General features: G+C 60.7%; 14 protein-coding genes. 6 read left to right on the top strand and 8 right to left on the bottom strand.

The annotated features are described in order from the left end of the window. Positions 1-2 precede the first annotated feature (2 nt). On the bottom strand, positions 3-998 hold the full coding sequence (locus CAL20_RS11015; RefSeq protein ID WP_094837866.1) for an FAD binding domain-containing protein: 996 nt from the start codon (positions 996-998) through the stop codon (positions 3-5). A gap of 4 nt (positions 999-1002) precedes the next feature. Next, positions 1003-1476 (bottom strand): (2Fe-2S)-binding protein, encoded by a 474-nt coding sequence (locus CAL20_RS11010; protein WP_373558300.1) that lies wholly within the window; start codon positions 1474-1476, stop codon positions 1003-1005. A 429-nt stretch (positions 1477-1905) separates the two neighbouring features. Between CAL20_RS11010 and CAL20_RS11005 the strand changes: the two genes are divergently transcribed. Both CAL20_RS11005 and ligD read left to right on the top strand, forming a co-directional pair. Beyond that, positions 1906-2391: a DUF421 domain-containing protein gene (locus CAL20_RS11005; RefSeq protein WP_094821044.1), complete on the top strand. Its 486-nt coding sequence runs from the start codon at positions 1906-1908 to the stop codon at positions 2389-2391. A 39-nt stretch (positions 2392-2430) separates the two neighbouring features. Continuing rightward, positions 2431-3330, top strand: a complete 900-nt coding sequence (gene ligD / locus CAL20_RS11000; protein ID WP_094837865.1) for a non-homologous end-joining DNA ligase — start codon at positions 2431-2433, stop codon at positions 3328-3330. Here ligD and CAL20_RS10995 read toward each other — a convergent pair whose 3' ends face one another. Genes CAL20_RS10995 through CAL20_RS10985 form a run of 3 tightly spaced genes read right to left on the bottom strand, consistent with a single transcriptional unit; the run spans position 3331 to position 5622 of the window. Continuing rightward, positions 3331-3921: a hypothetical protein gene (locus CAL20_RS10995; RefSeq protein ID WP_094821042.1), complete on the bottom strand. Its 591-nt coding sequence runs from the start codon at positions 3919-3921 to the stop codon at positions 3331-3333. Then, complete coding sequence (locus CAL20_RS10990) at positions 3912-4175, bottom strand: hypothetical protein (protein ID WP_094821041.1); 264 nt, start codon at positions 4173-4175, stop codon at positions 3912-3914. Before CAL20_RS10990 ends, CAL20_RS10995 begins: the two co-directional genes overlap by 10 nt. 55 nt (positions 4176-4230) lie before the next feature. Continuing rightward, on the bottom strand, positions 4231-5622 hold the full coding sequence (locus CAL20_RS10985) for a sigma-54-dependent transcriptional regulator (protein ID WP_094837864.1): 1392 nt from the start codon (positions 5620-5622) through the stop codon (positions 4231-4233). 369 nt (positions 5623-5991) lie between these two features. Between CAL20_RS10985 and CAL20_RS10980 the strand changes: the two genes are divergently transcribed. Beyond that, a complete protein-coding gene (locus tag CAL20_RS10980; RefSeq protein ID WP_441299867.1) occupies positions 5992-7434 on the top strand; it encodes an RNA polymerase factor sigma-54 in 1443 nt (480 codons plus the stop codon). Here CAL20_RS10980 and CAL20_RS10975 read toward each other — a convergent pair. Genes CAL20_RS10975 through CAL20_RS10965 form a run of 3 tightly spaced genes read right to left on the bottom strand, consistent with a single transcriptional unit; the run spans position 7431 to position 10720 of the window. After that, positions 7431-9533 carry a GAF domain-containing hybrid sensor histidine kinase/response regulator gene (locus CAL20_RS10975; RefSeq protein ID WP_094837862.1) on the bottom strand — a complete coding sequence of 701 codons (2103 nt, stop codon included), beginning with the start codon at positions 9531-9533 and terminating at the stop codon, positions 7431-7433. The two genes, CAL20_RS10980 and CAL20_RS10975, sit on opposite strands and share 4 nt — an antisense overlap. Before the next feature lie 40 nt (positions 9534-9573). Next, entirely contained in the window at positions 9574-9867 is a 294-nt protein-coding gene (locus tag CAL20_RS10970) for a DUF6496 domain-containing protein (protein ID WP_094837861.1), read from the bottom strand. Positions 9868-9925: 58 nt separating this feature from the next. After that, a complete protein-coding gene (locus CAL20_RS10965) occupies positions 9926-10720 on the bottom strand; it encodes an IclR family transcriptional regulator (RefSeq protein WP_094837860.1) in 795 nt (264 codons plus the stop codon). Positions 10721-10927: 207 nt separating this feature from the next. Between CAL20_RS10965 and CAL20_RS10960 the strand changes: the two genes are divergently transcribed. The 3 genes from CAL20_RS10960 to dgoD are packed head-to-tail and all read left to right on the top strand — an operon-like array spanning position 10928 to position 13750. Next, entirely contained in the window at positions 10928-11923 is a 996-nt protein-coding gene (locus CAL20_RS10960) for a 2-dehydro-3-deoxygalactonokinase (protein WP_094821035.1), read from the top strand. Positions 11924-11947: 24 nt separating this feature from the next. Then, positions 11948-12586 (top strand): 2-dehydro-3-deoxy-6-phosphogalactonate aldolase, encoded by a 639-nt coding sequence (locus CAL20_RS10955; RefSeq protein WP_094821034.1) that lies wholly within the window; start codon positions 11948-11950, stop codon positions 12584-12586. 15 nt (positions 12587-12601) lie between these two features. Then, positions 12602-13750 (top strand): galactonate dehydratase, encoded by a 1149-nt coding sequence (gene dgoD / locus CAL20_RS10950; RefSeq protein WP_094837859.1) that lies wholly within the window; start codon positions 12602-12604, stop codon positions 13748-13750. Positions 13751-13754: the final 4 nt, after the last annotated feature.

The raw sequence follows: 13754 nt of genomic DNA, 5'->3' as shown, positions 1-13754 counted from the left end.
CCTTATTTTGGTGGCAGAGCCGTGGACAAAGTGTGGATCAGGCAACGGCGCGCGAGCTCGATCTTGAATCCGTTCTCACTTTGCGCAACCGCGCCCTGCAAGGCCGACTGTGCGGCTTGCTCATACAGTGCGGCACTGGGCACCTGGCCCCTGAGTTCCGCCTCCGCTGATGGGCAGCGCCATGGCCGCGTTCCTACACCACCCAACGCAATACTCGCGCTCAGGATATGTGCATCGCGCACCTGCAGCACCACGGCAGCCGACACCAGCGCGAACTCGTACGACGCGCGATCGCGCAGTTTTACATAGCACGAACGCGCGCCCGCAGCGCTGGCGGGCAGACTCACGTGAGTGATCAGCTCATCTGGCTGCAGCACGGTCTCGCGTTGCGGCGTGTCGCCAGGCAGCAGGTAGAAATCGCGTAGTGCAATATCACGTCTGCCATCCGGGCTCTGCACATGCACCGTGGCATCTAGCGCCATCAATGCAACGTTCATGTCCGACGGGTTGCTGGCAATGCAATGCTCGCTGGTACCCAATATCGCCAAATTGCGATTATGTCCGTCGATGGCATCGCAGCCGCTACCCGGATTGCGCTTGTTGCAGCGGGCTGCTCGATCACGAAAATAGACGCAGCGCGTACGCTGCAGCAGATTTCCGCTGGTGGTGGTCATATTGCGCAGTTGCGCCGACGCCCCCGAGAGCAGTGCCTGCGATAGAACCGGATACTGGGCCGCGATACGCTCATCGCGTGCCAGGTCGGCATTGCGCACCAGGGCGCCAATGCGGGTGCGCCCGTCAGGCAATACCTCGATGTCGTTCAGGCCCAAACCATTGATGTCGATGATGTGCGCCGGAGTCTCCACATCGAGTTTCATCAAATCCACCAGGGTCGTGCCGCCTGCCAGGAACCGCGGCGGCGGGCCTGTCCCTTGCGTCGCGAACAAGCGCAGCGCGGTATCGATATCGGTGGCGCGCGTGTATTGAAATTGGTGCATGCGTCTACCCTTTCCCGCGTACGTCCTGAATCGCGGCCACGATGTTGGCATACGCCCCGCAGCGGCAAATGTTGCCGCTCATCAGCTCGCGTACCTCGCCGTCGCTGTCCCCGCATGGTTCGTGCATCAACGCGGCTGCCGACATGATCTGCCCTGCAGTGCAGTAGCCGCACTGATAACCGTCATGTTCGACAAACGCGGCCTGCAAGGGATGCAGCGACTCGGCACTGCCCAGGCCCTCAATGGTGGTGACGTCCTTGCCGTGCAGGGTCACCGCCAGCACCAGACAGGCGTTGACCCGCCTGCCGTCGACATGCACCGTACAGGCGCCGCATTGTCCATGGTCACAACCTTTTTTGGTGCCGGTCAGATGGAGAGACTCGCGCAAGGTGTCCAGCAAGGTGGCGCGAGGGTCCAACATCAACCCGTGATTCACGCCGTTGACGCGTAATGCAGTCGATATGCCGTGATGCGACACATGATGCCGGACCGGGGTTTCCGCAGGAGGAAGGTCGACCTCCGGCTCGTCTGTTTCAGGGTTCGATGGCGGCTGCGTCGGAGGTTCGCGTGGCGGCTCCGTAGGCGGCTCATGCGGCGGGGCGATCGGCGGTTCACCGGGCGGCGTATCAGGGGGGCCATCAGGCGGGATCTCGGGTGGATTGTCCGGCGGGATCTCTGGCGGGATCGTGGGCCGGCCGGGATTCGGGTGCGGGGGCTGCGGAACATGCATGCTCAGATTCACTGAATTCTCCTGAAAAGCAAAGACCTCCGATCGGCATGCGCAAGCCGCATGCCCCGGCCCATCGGCCTGCCCCTTCTCACCGTTCGGACGCTTCGATGCAACGCGGTCTTTCTTCAGGCCCGAAACTTGCTCTCTGGATATACCTACATACTGAAAGAGAAGAATATGCAGCCCGACTGGACGACCATGTTTTCCCTCTCGATGTCGCCGTGGGAGATCATCATCCGCGGCAGCCTGATGTATTGGTTCATCTTTCTACTACTCAGAATGGCTGGCCGACGAGACGTAGGCTCAGTGGGAATCGCAGACATGCTGGTATTGGTCCTGATCGCCGACGCCGCGCAAAACGGCATGGCAGGCCAATACGAATCCATCACGGATGGCATGATCCTGGTCGCCACCATCATCGGTTGGACCGTGGCCATCGACCGCCTCGCCTACTACGTCAAACCCATCGGCCGGCTCCTCACCGCGGATCGGGTCTGTCTCGTCCAAGACGGCCAGATCTGCAGGCGCAATCTGCGCAAAGAATACATCACCAAAGACGAACTACTGAGCGAACTGCGCCAGCATGGTATCGACGACGTCAACGAGGTGCACCGCGCCTATATCGAAGCCGACGGCAACATCAGCGTAATCAAGCGAACCTGAACAAACCCCAAGTCCCCTCTCCGACTCTCGGTAAACGCCATGACCCGTCTTTTTATGCAAAGCAACACGCCAGAGCGTATCGGCCACGTCACGCTCACCCATCCGGACCGCATCGTGTTGCGCCCACCGAAGACCACCAAATCCGACCTGGCCCATTACTACGAAGCCATCGCCCCCCACATGCTCGAGCACCTGAAAGGCCGCCGTATCGCCATGCTGCGCTGTCCGGACGGCGCTGACGAAGATTGTTTTTTTCAAAAACACCTGACGGGCGACCTGCCTTCCGGCCTCACGCGCGATGCGGGGCACCTGCAGATACAGTCCACGGAGGGCCTGCTGGCTCTGGTGCAGCTAGGCGTCATCGAGTTTCACACCTGGGGCGCCCATGCGCCCCAACACGACAACCCCGACCGCGTCACGCTCGATCTGGATCCAGGTCCGGACATATCCTGGCGCGGCCTGATCGAAGCCACGCAACTGGCCCACGGGCTCATGACCGAAGTCGGCCTGGCGCCCTTTTTAAAGACCACCGGCGGCAAAGGACTACACCTCGTCGCCCCCATCCGTGCCACCCGTTCATGGGAAACGGTCAGGATCCTCGCCCACCACCTCGCCCAGCGTCTGGCGAATGCCATGCCTGACCGCTTCACTGCCAACATGGCCAAAGACCAGCGGCGTGGCCGGATATTTGTCGACTACCTGCGAAATGGCAACGGGTCGACCGCCATCTGCGCTTACTCTGTGCGCGCTCGGCCCGAGGCGCCGGTCTCGATGCCGCTGCCTTGGACTGCATTGGACTTTCACAACGACTTGCGAGCTGCGGCATTCAACGTGCGCAATGCGCTAGACCATGTGCAGACCCATGCAGATCCTTGGCCCGACTATGCCGCTCGCCGCACTGTGCTGACGCAACGTATGCTGGATCGCCTCGGCCTCTGATCAGCGGGCCGCAGGCTCGGGTTCTGGCGGAACCAGCGGATCGAAATCCTGCCATTTCCCGTTTTCCCAACGGCCGTTGGCGCGCTCGACATCCTGGCCGCCCGACTCGCGCAATAGACGCGCGACTTCGGTTTCCTTGTCAGAGGACACAGTCACTGCCAGCAGAACCCCTGCAGCACGCACTGGCGGATGTTCCTCGACGACAGACACCCCGCCATTTGGCCGTATCCGGCGCCTGCGTACACGGCCGACTGCCACCATCGCGCCGATCAAGGCGCCCACATAGGCACCGACCCCGCCGGCCGCAATGACAATGAGGCTGGAATACTCAAAATTGCGTACCGCCAGCATCGTCAGCGCCGCGCCGAGCACGCCCAATATGGAAGCCCCAAGCAACACCCCGATCACGCCGCCTGTCGCATCAGGATCCTCGCGGCGGTCCCCGCCGACAGGAAAGCGATCATGCGAGCCCGCCGTGTTCACGTAGAACGTATGGACTTGGTCTCCCGCGTACCCGTGGCGCTGCAGATGTTCCGCGGCCACGCCTGCCTGGTCAAACGTTTGATATCGCGCTGCGACGATCAATGACATGAGGCATTCTCCTTGCGCGGCGGCTGGTGCTCATTGCCCTGCCGTGTGCCCGGATAGCGGCCCCCTTCTTCGTATTGCGGCCCGTGACGATTCGGGCCTTTATCAGGCTCAGGCTCGGGACGCTCGCCACGAGGCCGGCCGTAGTCGGGCTCTTCCGCGCCCCAGCGGCCGGACTCTCGCGTGTGCTTTTGCCGGCCGCGGTCCGCTTCGGCTTCGTTGTCAGACGGCTCGCTGCGTCGATGCTGATTTGACATGACCTTGCTCCCATTTTGACAACGGGTGAGCAAGCATCATGCCTGCAGCATGCCACTAGTGGCCAGATTTTCCATAGTCCTCTGGCGCAGGGTTGCCGCCAGGTACTACGTGTCCCGCCTGAGCATATTCCTCGAGCTTGTTGTACAAGGTCTTGGGACTGATACCGAGTACAGCCGCCGTTTGTTTCCTGACCCCCTGGCAGCGTTCCAGCGTAGCCAGGATCAACTGGCGATCGGCCTCGGCCAATGTTGCACCGACAGGCACCCGCATCAATGTCGGTCGCTTGCCCGCGTCAGTCGGACTGGCCTGCCGTATCAAGGTATCGCCCGTCACTTCGTCACCATCGGCCAGGATAAAAGCCCGGCGTACGAAATTCCTCAGCTCGCGCACATTGCCAGGCCATGTGTGATTCTGTATGGCTTGGCGGGCCTGCTCGCTAAAGGTCTTGTTCGTACCGTGCTCGGCATTCAGCCCCGAGAGAAACTGATCCGCGAGCATCAGAATATCGTCGCCGCGCTCTCGCAATGCGGGCAGATCCACGGGAAACACGCTCAGCCGGAAATATAGATCCTCGCGGAATTTTCCATCCTGCACAGCCTGTTCGGGATTACGATTGGTCGCGGCGATCACCCGCACATCGCAAGAGATCTGCTGGTGCGATCCCACCCGCACGAAACATCCCGACTCGAGCACACGCAGCAACTTGACTTGCATCTCCAGAGGCATTTCCGTGACCTCGTCCAAAAACAAGGTGCCACCATCGGCCTGCTCGAAATAGCCCTTGTGCATGCGGTCAGCGCCGGTGAAGCTGCCTCGCTCATGGCCGAATAATTCGCTTTCGATGAGATTCGGCGCAATCGCGCCGCAGTTCACCACCACAAACGGCTTTTGACTGCGTGGGCTCAACTGATGCAGCGCATGCGCGGCCAGTTCCTTGCCCGTGCCGCTCTCGCCGACCAGCAGCGTAGTCACCTCGCTGGGCGCAGCGCGGGATATCTGGTCAAAGAGCCTCGTCATCGGCTCGGAGTTTCCTAACATCTTGCCCAGACGGCCCGGCGCCTTGACGGGCTGGCTCGAATTCTCCGCATCGCCAAAGCCACCGGCCACGCGGTTCAGGATGCGCAACAGGCGGTCCATCTCGATGGGCTTGACCAGATAGTCAGTTGCTCCCAGCCGCAAGGCCTCGATGGCTGAATCCATCGTTCCATGACCGCTGATCACAACGACCTCTGCGTTGCCAATAGGAACTCGTTCAAACAGATCCATACCGCTGCCCTCAGACAGCCGTACGTCCAACAGCAATAAATCGGGAACATGCCGTTCCCATTCGATTACAGCGCGCTTGATCGTGCTGGCTTGTGAAACCGTATAACCGCTGTCCTTGCCGATTTCAGCCAACGTGTCGCGCACAGCATCATCGTCGTCAACGATTAAAAGATGAGGCATACCTATTCCAGAGACAAGGTTTCATGAGCTTGATTTTGCAGCATAACGCTTTCGACATCCGAGAAACGTAAACATCAGATACGATTCAATAAAGTTTTCAAAACTTCTCCGGTTACTACTCCCCGTGGTCGCGATAAAACATGCGGATTCTCAAGAGGTTGACGGCCGTCTCCGGGCGTAAGAACGCTGGACGCTCTGCGTAATATTTACCGGCGCGTGTAAACACGACCAGGAGATCCGCGCAGCAGGCCTCCGTGTGGGCTCTATATCAGGGCGGTCACCAGCGAGCTGGCACGGAAATTGCATGAATGTGGAGATAAGGCAGCACTGCTTGCCCCCACAAGTCACACCCTGATGAGGAGAGTCCCAGTGCCTTACGTCGCGTCAGAACTGCGTCTACGCCAGCAAACTACCTTGGCCCCCAGGATGCAGCAATCCGTGCAACTGCTTCAGTTGTCCGCGCTGGAATTCAGCGTCGCGATTCAAAATGCCCTGAATACCAATCCTTTTCTCGAGGAAGAGGATCTGCAGAGCACTGGCGCCCCGCCGTCGTACAACGACTCAGACCCGCTACCTGCCGCCAACCAGCAGACTGCGTCAGAAGAAACGTATCACGATAAGGAAGAGGCATTCACCGCCCCGTCTGCGTATTCTGGCGACTATCCGACCAAACGAAAGTCTCTATCCGATAGCGGCGATCACGACCTCTCGCATTGGGTCGCCGCCCCGCCGTCATTGCAAAGCCGCATGCGCGAAGCACTATGTGCCCATCCACTGTCCGAGCGGGATCGTCTGCTGGCCGAGTACATCATCGATGCGCTGGACGGCGATGGCTACCTGCGCACGCCGCTGGAATCCTTGGCCGGACAAGGAGATTTCGAACCTGCCCCTGATCCCTCAGAGTGGGCGGCTGCCCTGCGCCTGGTGCAGCACCTGCAGGCCCCGGGGCTGGCAGCGCGGGACCTGAGCGAATGTCTCTCGCTGCAATTGCAGGCTGAGCCATGCCATGACGATGAGTTGACCGCACTAGCCTTGACTATCGTCCGCAATCATCTCGACATCCTGGCCCGTAATGACTGGAACGCCTTGCTGCATAAAACCGGCAGTTCGCCAGATCAATTGCGGCAGGCCTGCGAACGCATCCGTGCGCTGGACCCTAAACCCGGGCGGCGCTATGACCAGGAAGCTCCCGTCTATGTCGTCCCGGATGTCATTGTGCGTAAGCAACAAGGGCAATGGCACGTATATCCCAATCGGGACGCCATGCCGCGCGCGCGACTGGATCGCGTTTACGCAGACTTGTTCCGCCGCGTACGCCATGACGAGCGTGGCCCCTTGGCCCAGGAACTGCAAGAAGCCCGCTGGCTAGTGCGCAACGTCGAGCAGCGTTACACCACCATTCAGCGTGTGGCCGAAGCCATCGTTCGGCGCCAGCAGCGTTTTTTCGAATATGGCGAAGTGGCTCTCAGGCCGCTGCTGCTGCGGGAAATCGCGGACGTGCTCGAGATTCATGAATCCACGGTGTCGCGCGCGACGGCAAATAAATATATGGTCACGCCGCGCGGCCTGTACGAGTTCCGGCATTTTTTCTCCCGCGAGTTGGCAACCGCCACGGGCGGCTCCTGCTCGGCGGCAGCGGTGCAGGCCTTGATCCGTGAATGGATTGCGAACGAGGACCCGAGCGACCCGCTGTCCGACGTCACACTGACGCAGCGCCTGGCCGAGGATGGCATCGTTGTCGCGCGTCGTACCGTGTCCAAATACCGTGCGCAACTGAAGCTGCCCGCCGCGGAATTGCGGCGCCGGTACTAGATCACCAAAATGCGGCGCACGCGCTCGAGCAGCGCCTCGAGCTTGAAGGGTTTCACAATCAGTTCCATCCCTGTATCCAGAAATCCCTGAGCGGCGGCGGCGTTCTGCGCGTAGCCCGTCATGAACAGCACCTTGATATCGGGGTGCACCTGACGCGCCACGTCGGCCAACTCCCGGCCATTCAACCCAGGGAGTCCGACATCGGTCAGCAGTAAGTCGATGTGCTTTGTCCTATCCATGAGTTGGCGGCCCTCCAGGCCGTCCGATGCGACCAATACCTCGAGGCGCAACTGCGCCAACGCTTCAGAGACCATTTGACGGACAGCGGCATCGTCTTCTACCAGGGCCACAACCGCCGGTGGCAAACTGTCATCGACGGGAACAGGTACGGCATCCGTCTTCCCTTCAGCGGGCGGCATCGCGCCCGTATAGCGGGGCAGATACAGCCGCACGCTCGTGCCTTGGCCAACGATGCTGTCCAGCGATACAAAGCCTCCCGCCTGCTGCGCGAAACCATAGATCATCGAGAGTCCCAGCCCGCTGCCTTCGCCCAACGCTTTGGTCGTAAAGAAAGGCTCAAAAGCACGATTCTTGATGTCATCGGGCATGCCACAGCCGGTATCGGCCACGCAAATTTCGACGAAATCGCCCGGCGCCAATTCGGCGTTCTGCACTAACGACGCCTGATCCAACACCCTATTGGTCGCCTGTAAGGTCAGTTCCCCGCCCTCGGGCATCGAATCGCGCGCGTTGATGACCATGTTGAGCAGCGCATTCTCAAGTTGATTGGCGTCACAGCATACCGGCCACGAGACGGGATCCGTATGCAAGATCAACCGCACGTGTTCGCCGGTATAGCGTCGAAACAAATCCTCCATCGATTGCAGCACGCGTACCGGACATAGCGGCACGGGCGCAATAGGCTGCCGGCGGGCAAACGCCAACAGCCGCTGCGTCAAGCGCGCGGCGCGCTCGGTCGACTCGCTCGCCGTATCGATAAAGCGCTCTGCCGCTTCGAGATTGCCGGCGGCCAACTTGCGACGTATCAGGTATAACGCGCCGGAGATACTTTGCAGCATATTGTTGAAGTCATGGGCGATGCCACCCGTCAACTGCCCGACAGCCTCCATCTTTTGCGATTGCCGCAACGCGTCTTCGGCCTGGCGCAGAGCCTCGGCCTGCGCACGCAGATCGGTATCATCCCGCCCCGCCATATAGAGGTCGCCCTGCGCTCGGGAAATTGTCCACGTGATCCAGCTGTAGCTGCCGGAACTGTGCTTCATCCGATTTTCCAGATGCCGTGCCTCGTGGCCGCCGTTTGCTGTCGGCATGAGGACCTGCGCGGTCGCTGCGTAATCGTCTGGGTGGACCAAATCAGCCAGAGGCATGGCCAAAAACTGCTCGGGCGTCCAGCCCAAAATATCCCGCACGGCGGGATTGACGCTGACATAGCGTCCCTGCGCGTTGACGACCGCCAGCAACTCAGGAGACAAACGCCAGATACGATCCCGTTCGGCGATGGCCAATTCCACCCGTTTTTCCAGCTCTCTGTCGTACTGCGACCGTTCAATAGCCAGTGCTGCCGTGCGCGTCACCAAGGCAATCGCATCGATATCCTGCGGCGACGGCAGACGGGTCGTGGCGTAATAATTGGAGAAGACGCCTAATAACTGCCCGTCTGTCCCTTTGATGGGCGTGGACCAACAGGCGCGTATTCCTTGCTCCATCGCAAACTCGCGCCAGTCGGACCAGTTGGGGTCGATCATCACATCGTTGGCATAGACCGCCGTCCCGAAATAGGCGGCCGCGCCCCATGACGCCATATGCGGCCCTATCGGCACCCCATTGACTGCCTGCCGATAACTCTCGGAAAAACTGGGAGCGGCCCCGTGTACCAGGTGTTTGCCCGACTCATCCACGAACGCGATGGCGGTGCGCAGCGCCACGCCGGATTGTGCCTCGACAGCGTGCAGTACATACAACAGCACATCCGCCAGGGGGACCCCGGCGGCGATACGCTGCAACATCACACGTTCGTCCTCCAGGCGGGCAAGCGTGTCTGTCCAGGGATTGCGCACTCGATTCTTGTTACTTAGCATCTCGCGTCACGCTACTGCGTTTCCCGCCACAAAGCAAGTTTCAATGTGACTTCGGTTTGGCCGGCACCTTGACTCCGGCTTTGCGTGCTTTGGACAAACCGATAGCAACAGCCTGTTTGTTCGATTTGGCTGGCCCTTTATGCTTGCGCTTGGCTTCGATCTCCGCTTCGACGAAATGACCTGCCTGTGTTGAGGGAGATTTTCCGGCCTTGCGGTCGGCCTCGGCCTCTTTTTTCGCAGTTCGATCGGGCATGACAACCTCCTGTTTACGGATCGGATAGCGAGCGGTGTGAACCATATTGCCCGCACAGTTATTTTCGACTACATGCAGCAAGTCGCGTGCCTGGCTTCCCGCGCGTCGTGCTTACACAGGATTGGCGCCTTCGCTCTTGCTACGCACGTCTCATGTCCGGGCAACCCAATTCACCGGAGATCTCTGCGGCCACTCCGATCACCAGCGGTACCAGTTCGCGCATACGCGCCATCGACAGATAAGGCACGGTACTGGATACGCTCAACGCTGCCACGATAGTGCGGCTGGCATCGCGGATCGGAGCCGCCACACAGCGGATCGACGGTTCGTTGTCTTCGAGGTCAAAGGCATACCCCTGCGCAGCATACTCTTGCATACGGGTCAAAAACGCCCGTACATCCTGCCGCCCTCCTGCAGCATGCGGTGATACAGGTCCACCGATTTCGAACAACTCCTCCCATTGCGCAGGCGTGTCATCCAGCAGCAGCGCCTTTCCCACGCCGGTGGCGGCCAAAGGCATGCGATGGCCTACCCGCGAACGCATCTCCAGCCCCTTTTTTCCGGGAATTTTCTCCAGATACAACACCTCATCGCCATCACGCACCGCGAGATGAATCGTGTCACCCGTGCGATCCGCCAGCGTATCGAGATAGGGGCGCGCCAGCACGGCAATAGGAAAAGCCTCGCGCGCGAGAAAACCCAGCTCGATCAACCTCGGGCCCAATGCATATCCCACGCCGGGCAGCACGCGTAAGTAGCGCTCCTGCACAAGGCAACTGGCCAGGCGATGAGTAGTGCTGCGCGCTACGCCGATCTTTGCGCAGATCGCTTTGAGGTCCCTGTCGCCTGCTGCGACGGCATGGATGACCGCGAGGCCGCGTATCAGCGTCTGAGTGCCGGAGGTCACATTCGGTTGGGCGCTGGGCGTACGCATGATGAGAAGGCTCCGCGATATGAAGGATGAGTCATTGTAATCCCTATATATGGGATTAAATACCGTATATTGAGACGATTTCAGCACTGATCTAGAATTCGCCAAAACGCGCTGGCCCTCAGCGCGACTGATTCGTAAAAATCCGCTATTGAGCCGGGCCGGTGATCGGGCCACCTCGGCGGAACGATAAAGAGACATCTTTCCGATATGACATTGCCCACGGCTAATGCCGCCTTGATCGCCCTGGACTGGGGCACCACGTCGTTACGGGCCTATTTGCTCGACGGCACCGGCCGCACATTGCAAACACGTGCGCTGCCCTGGGGCATCATGCGCCTGCCTGAACGTCGGGCTGATACCCCAATCCCGCCTGCTGCCGACGACGGTTTCGAGATTGCGTTTGACGAGGCTTGTGGTGATTGGCTGCGTGATCAGCCGCACTTGCCGGTGATCGCCAGTGGCATGGTAGGCAGCGCGCAGGGCTGGCGGGAAGCGGCCTATCTGGACGTGCCGGTGGATCTGTCCGGGATCGCCCGGTTGATGACGACGATCGAACGTCCTGGCCGAACCAGCGTTCATATCGTGCCTGGACTCATCCAGCACGGAGACCTGCCCAACGTCATGCGCGGCGAGGAAACGCAGATTGCCGGCATTCTGGCGCTGCGCCGATCCGAGACGGCCGATCTGCTGATTGGTTTGCCCGGGACGCATTCCAAATGGGTTCGCGTACGGCATGGCGAGGTGATCCATTTCGACACGTACATGACAGGCGAAGTCTATGCCGCCCTGCGCGATCACACTATTCTCGGCCGCACCATGGTCCCAAACGCGCCTGCCGATCCATACGGCTTCGCTCGCGGCCTGGCTGTGGCGGGCAGTCCGGATGGGCGGGCGGGACTTCTGTCCAACCTGTTCAGCACACGCACATTGGGCCTGACTGGCCAACTCGATGGCAGCGCACAAGCAGACTATTTATCCGGCCTGCTGATCGGCCACGAAGTCGCCAGCGTACTGGCATTGCAGCGTGCCGCGGGCCCGCTGCCCCGAATCGTGTTGTGCGGCCAGGAGGATCTCTGCCAGCGCTATGTCCAGGCCTTGCGTCTGCATGGCGCCGATGATCTCGAACTCGCCCCCCATGCAACCGAACGAGGCCTGTGGCACTTGGCCCAAGCCGCCGGCCTGGTGCCGGCCCAGTCTGTTTGATTTCTGCCGACAAGGAAAACGTCCATGTCCATTCCTGTATTTGAAGCCGCCCTGTCGCAATGCCCGCTCATCGCCATCCTGCGAGGTATCGAACCCGACGAAGCGTTGGCGGCCGGCCAAGCGCTATATGAGGCCGGTTTTCGGTTGATCGAAGTGCCGTTGAATTCGCCCTCTCCGTTGGACAGCATCCGCCTATTGCGAGACGGCTTGCCCACCGACTGCGTAGTCGGTGCAGGCACGGTAATGTCAGCGCAGGCGTGCACCGATGTCGCCGCAGCAGGCGGCCAGATCGTGGTGATGCCGCACAGCGATCCCGAGGTCATCCGGGCGGCCAGGTCTGCCGGTATGGCTTGCTGCCCAGGCGTAGCCACGCCCACAGAGGCGTTTGCGGCACTGGCCGCCGGCGCCAATGTGCTGAAGATGTTCCCAGCTGAACAGCTCGGCGTGCCGGTGCTCAAAGCATGGCGAGCCGTGATGCCAGGCACGATCCGTTTAGTGCCGGTCGGCGGCATTACGCCGCAAAACATGGCGCCGTTCGTTGCTGCCGGCGCCAGCGGATTCGGTCTGGGGTCCGCGCTGTACAAGCCCGGTAAATCGGCAGCCGATATCGGGCGCGATGCCCGAGCCTTTATACAGGCCTACGCCCAGGCCCGTGGCGCTTAAGCTCCTGGAGTCCCTATGAAAATTACGAAACTGACGACGTACATCGTGCCGCCCCGGTGGTGCTTTTTAAAGATCGAGACCGACGAGGGCATCACGGGCTGGGGCGAGCCCGTCGTCGAGGGGCGTGCGCATTCCGTCGCTGCCGCCGTCGAGGAACTGGCTGACTACCTGATAGGCAAAGACCCGCGCAACATCGAAGACCACTGGACGGTCCTGTACCGTGGCGGCTTCTATCGCGGTGGCGCCGTACACATGAGCGCCTTGGCGGGCATCGACCAGGCGCTGTGGGATATCAAGGGTAAGGCGCTGGATGTCCCGGTTGCCCAATTATTGGGCGGCAACGTGCGCGACAGCATCCGGGTGTACTCGTGGATCGGTGGCGACCGGCCCGCCGATACGGCAGCCGCTGCCAAAGCCGCGGTCGGACGCGGATTTACCGCCGTCAAAATGAACGGCACCGAAGAAATGCAGTACATCGACTCGTACGACAAGGTCGAGAAATGCCTGGCCAACGTGGCCGCCGTGCGCGAGGCCGTGGGCCCGAATGTCGGCATCGGCGTGGATTTCCACGGACGCGTGCACAAGCCCATGGCCAAAGTGCTGATCAAGGAACTCGAACCGTACAAGCTGATGTTTATCGAAGAACCCGTACTGAGCGAACACTACGAGGCGCTGAAAGAATTGGCGCCGTTGTCGAGCACGCCGATTGCGCTCGGTGAACGGTTGTACTCGCGCTGGGACTTCAAACACATCCTGGCACAGGGATACGTGGACATCGTGCAGCCCGATGCCTCGCATGCAGGCGGCATCACCGAATGCCGCAAGATCGCCTCGATGGCCGAGGCCTATGACGTCGGCTTGGCGCTGCACTGCCCTCTCGGCCCGATTGCTTTGGCAGCGTGTTTGCAGCTCGATGCTGTTTGCTACAACGCCTTTATCCAAGAGCAGAGTCTGGGCATTCACTACAACTCCAGCAACGACCTCCTGGATTACGTCACCAATCGCGATGCATTTGCCTACGAAGATGGTTACGTACGGATTCCGTCCGGCCCGGGCCTGGGCATCGAGGTCAACGAAGAGTACGTACGCGAGCGCGCCGCCATAGGGCATCGCTGGCGCAATCCCGTGTGGCGTCACGCGGACGGCAGCTTTGCCGAATGGTAAGGCG

It is taken from the genome of Bordetella genomosp. 4 (assembly GCF_002261185.1).
Lineage (GTDB): Bacteria > Pseudomonadota > Gammaproteobacteria > Burkholderiales > Burkholderiaceae_B > Bordetella_A.
This window is presented reverse-complemented; position numbering and strand designations above follow the sequence as displayed.

Excerpts from the sequence above, each read along its gene's own strand:
- CAL20_RS10975 (WP_094837862.1), bottom strand. The coding sequence starts at position 9,533 with ATGCTAAGTAACAAGAATCGAGTGCGCAATCCCTGGACAGACACGCTT.
- CAL20_RS10965 (WP_094837860.1), bottom strand. The coding sequence starts at position 10,720 with ATGCGTACGCCCAGCGCCCAACCGAATGTGACCTCCGGCACTCAGACG.
- CAL20_RS10955 (WP_094821034.1), top strand. The coding sequence starts at position 11,948 with ATGTCCATTCCTGTATTTGAAGCCGCCCTGTCGCAATGCCCGCTCATC.
- CAL20_RS11005 (WP_094821044.1), top strand. The coding sequence starts at position 1,906 with ATGCAGCCCGACTGGACGACCATGTTTTCCCTCTCGATGTCGCCGTGG.
- CAL20_RS10990 (WP_094821041.1), bottom strand. The coding sequence starts at position 4,175 with ATGTCAAATCAGCATCGACGCAGCGAGCCGTCTGACAACGAAGCCGAA.
- ligD (WP_094837865.1), top strand. The coding sequence starts at position 2,431 with ATGACCCGTCTTTTTATGCAAAGCAACACGCCAGAGCGTATCGGCCAC.
- CAL20_RS10995 (WP_094821042.1), bottom strand. The coding sequence starts at position 3,921 with ATGTCATTGATCGTCGCAGCGCGATATCAAACGTTTGACCAGGCAGGC.
- CAL20_RS11015 (WP_094837866.1), bottom strand. The coding sequence starts at position 998 with ATGCACCAATTTCAATACACGCGCGCCACCGATATCGATACCGCGCTG.
- CAL20_RS10960 (WP_094821035.1), top strand. The coding sequence starts at position 10,928 with ATGACATTGCCCACGGCTAATGCCGCCTTGATCGCCCTGGACTGGGGC.
- CAL20_RS10985 (WP_094837864.1), bottom strand. The coding sequence starts at position 5,622 with ATGCCTCATCTTTTAATCGTTGACGACGATGATGCTGTGCGCGACACG.
- dgoD (WP_094837859.1), top strand. The coding sequence starts at position 12,602 with ATGAAAATTACGAAACTGACGACGTACATCGTGCCGCCCCGGTGGTGC.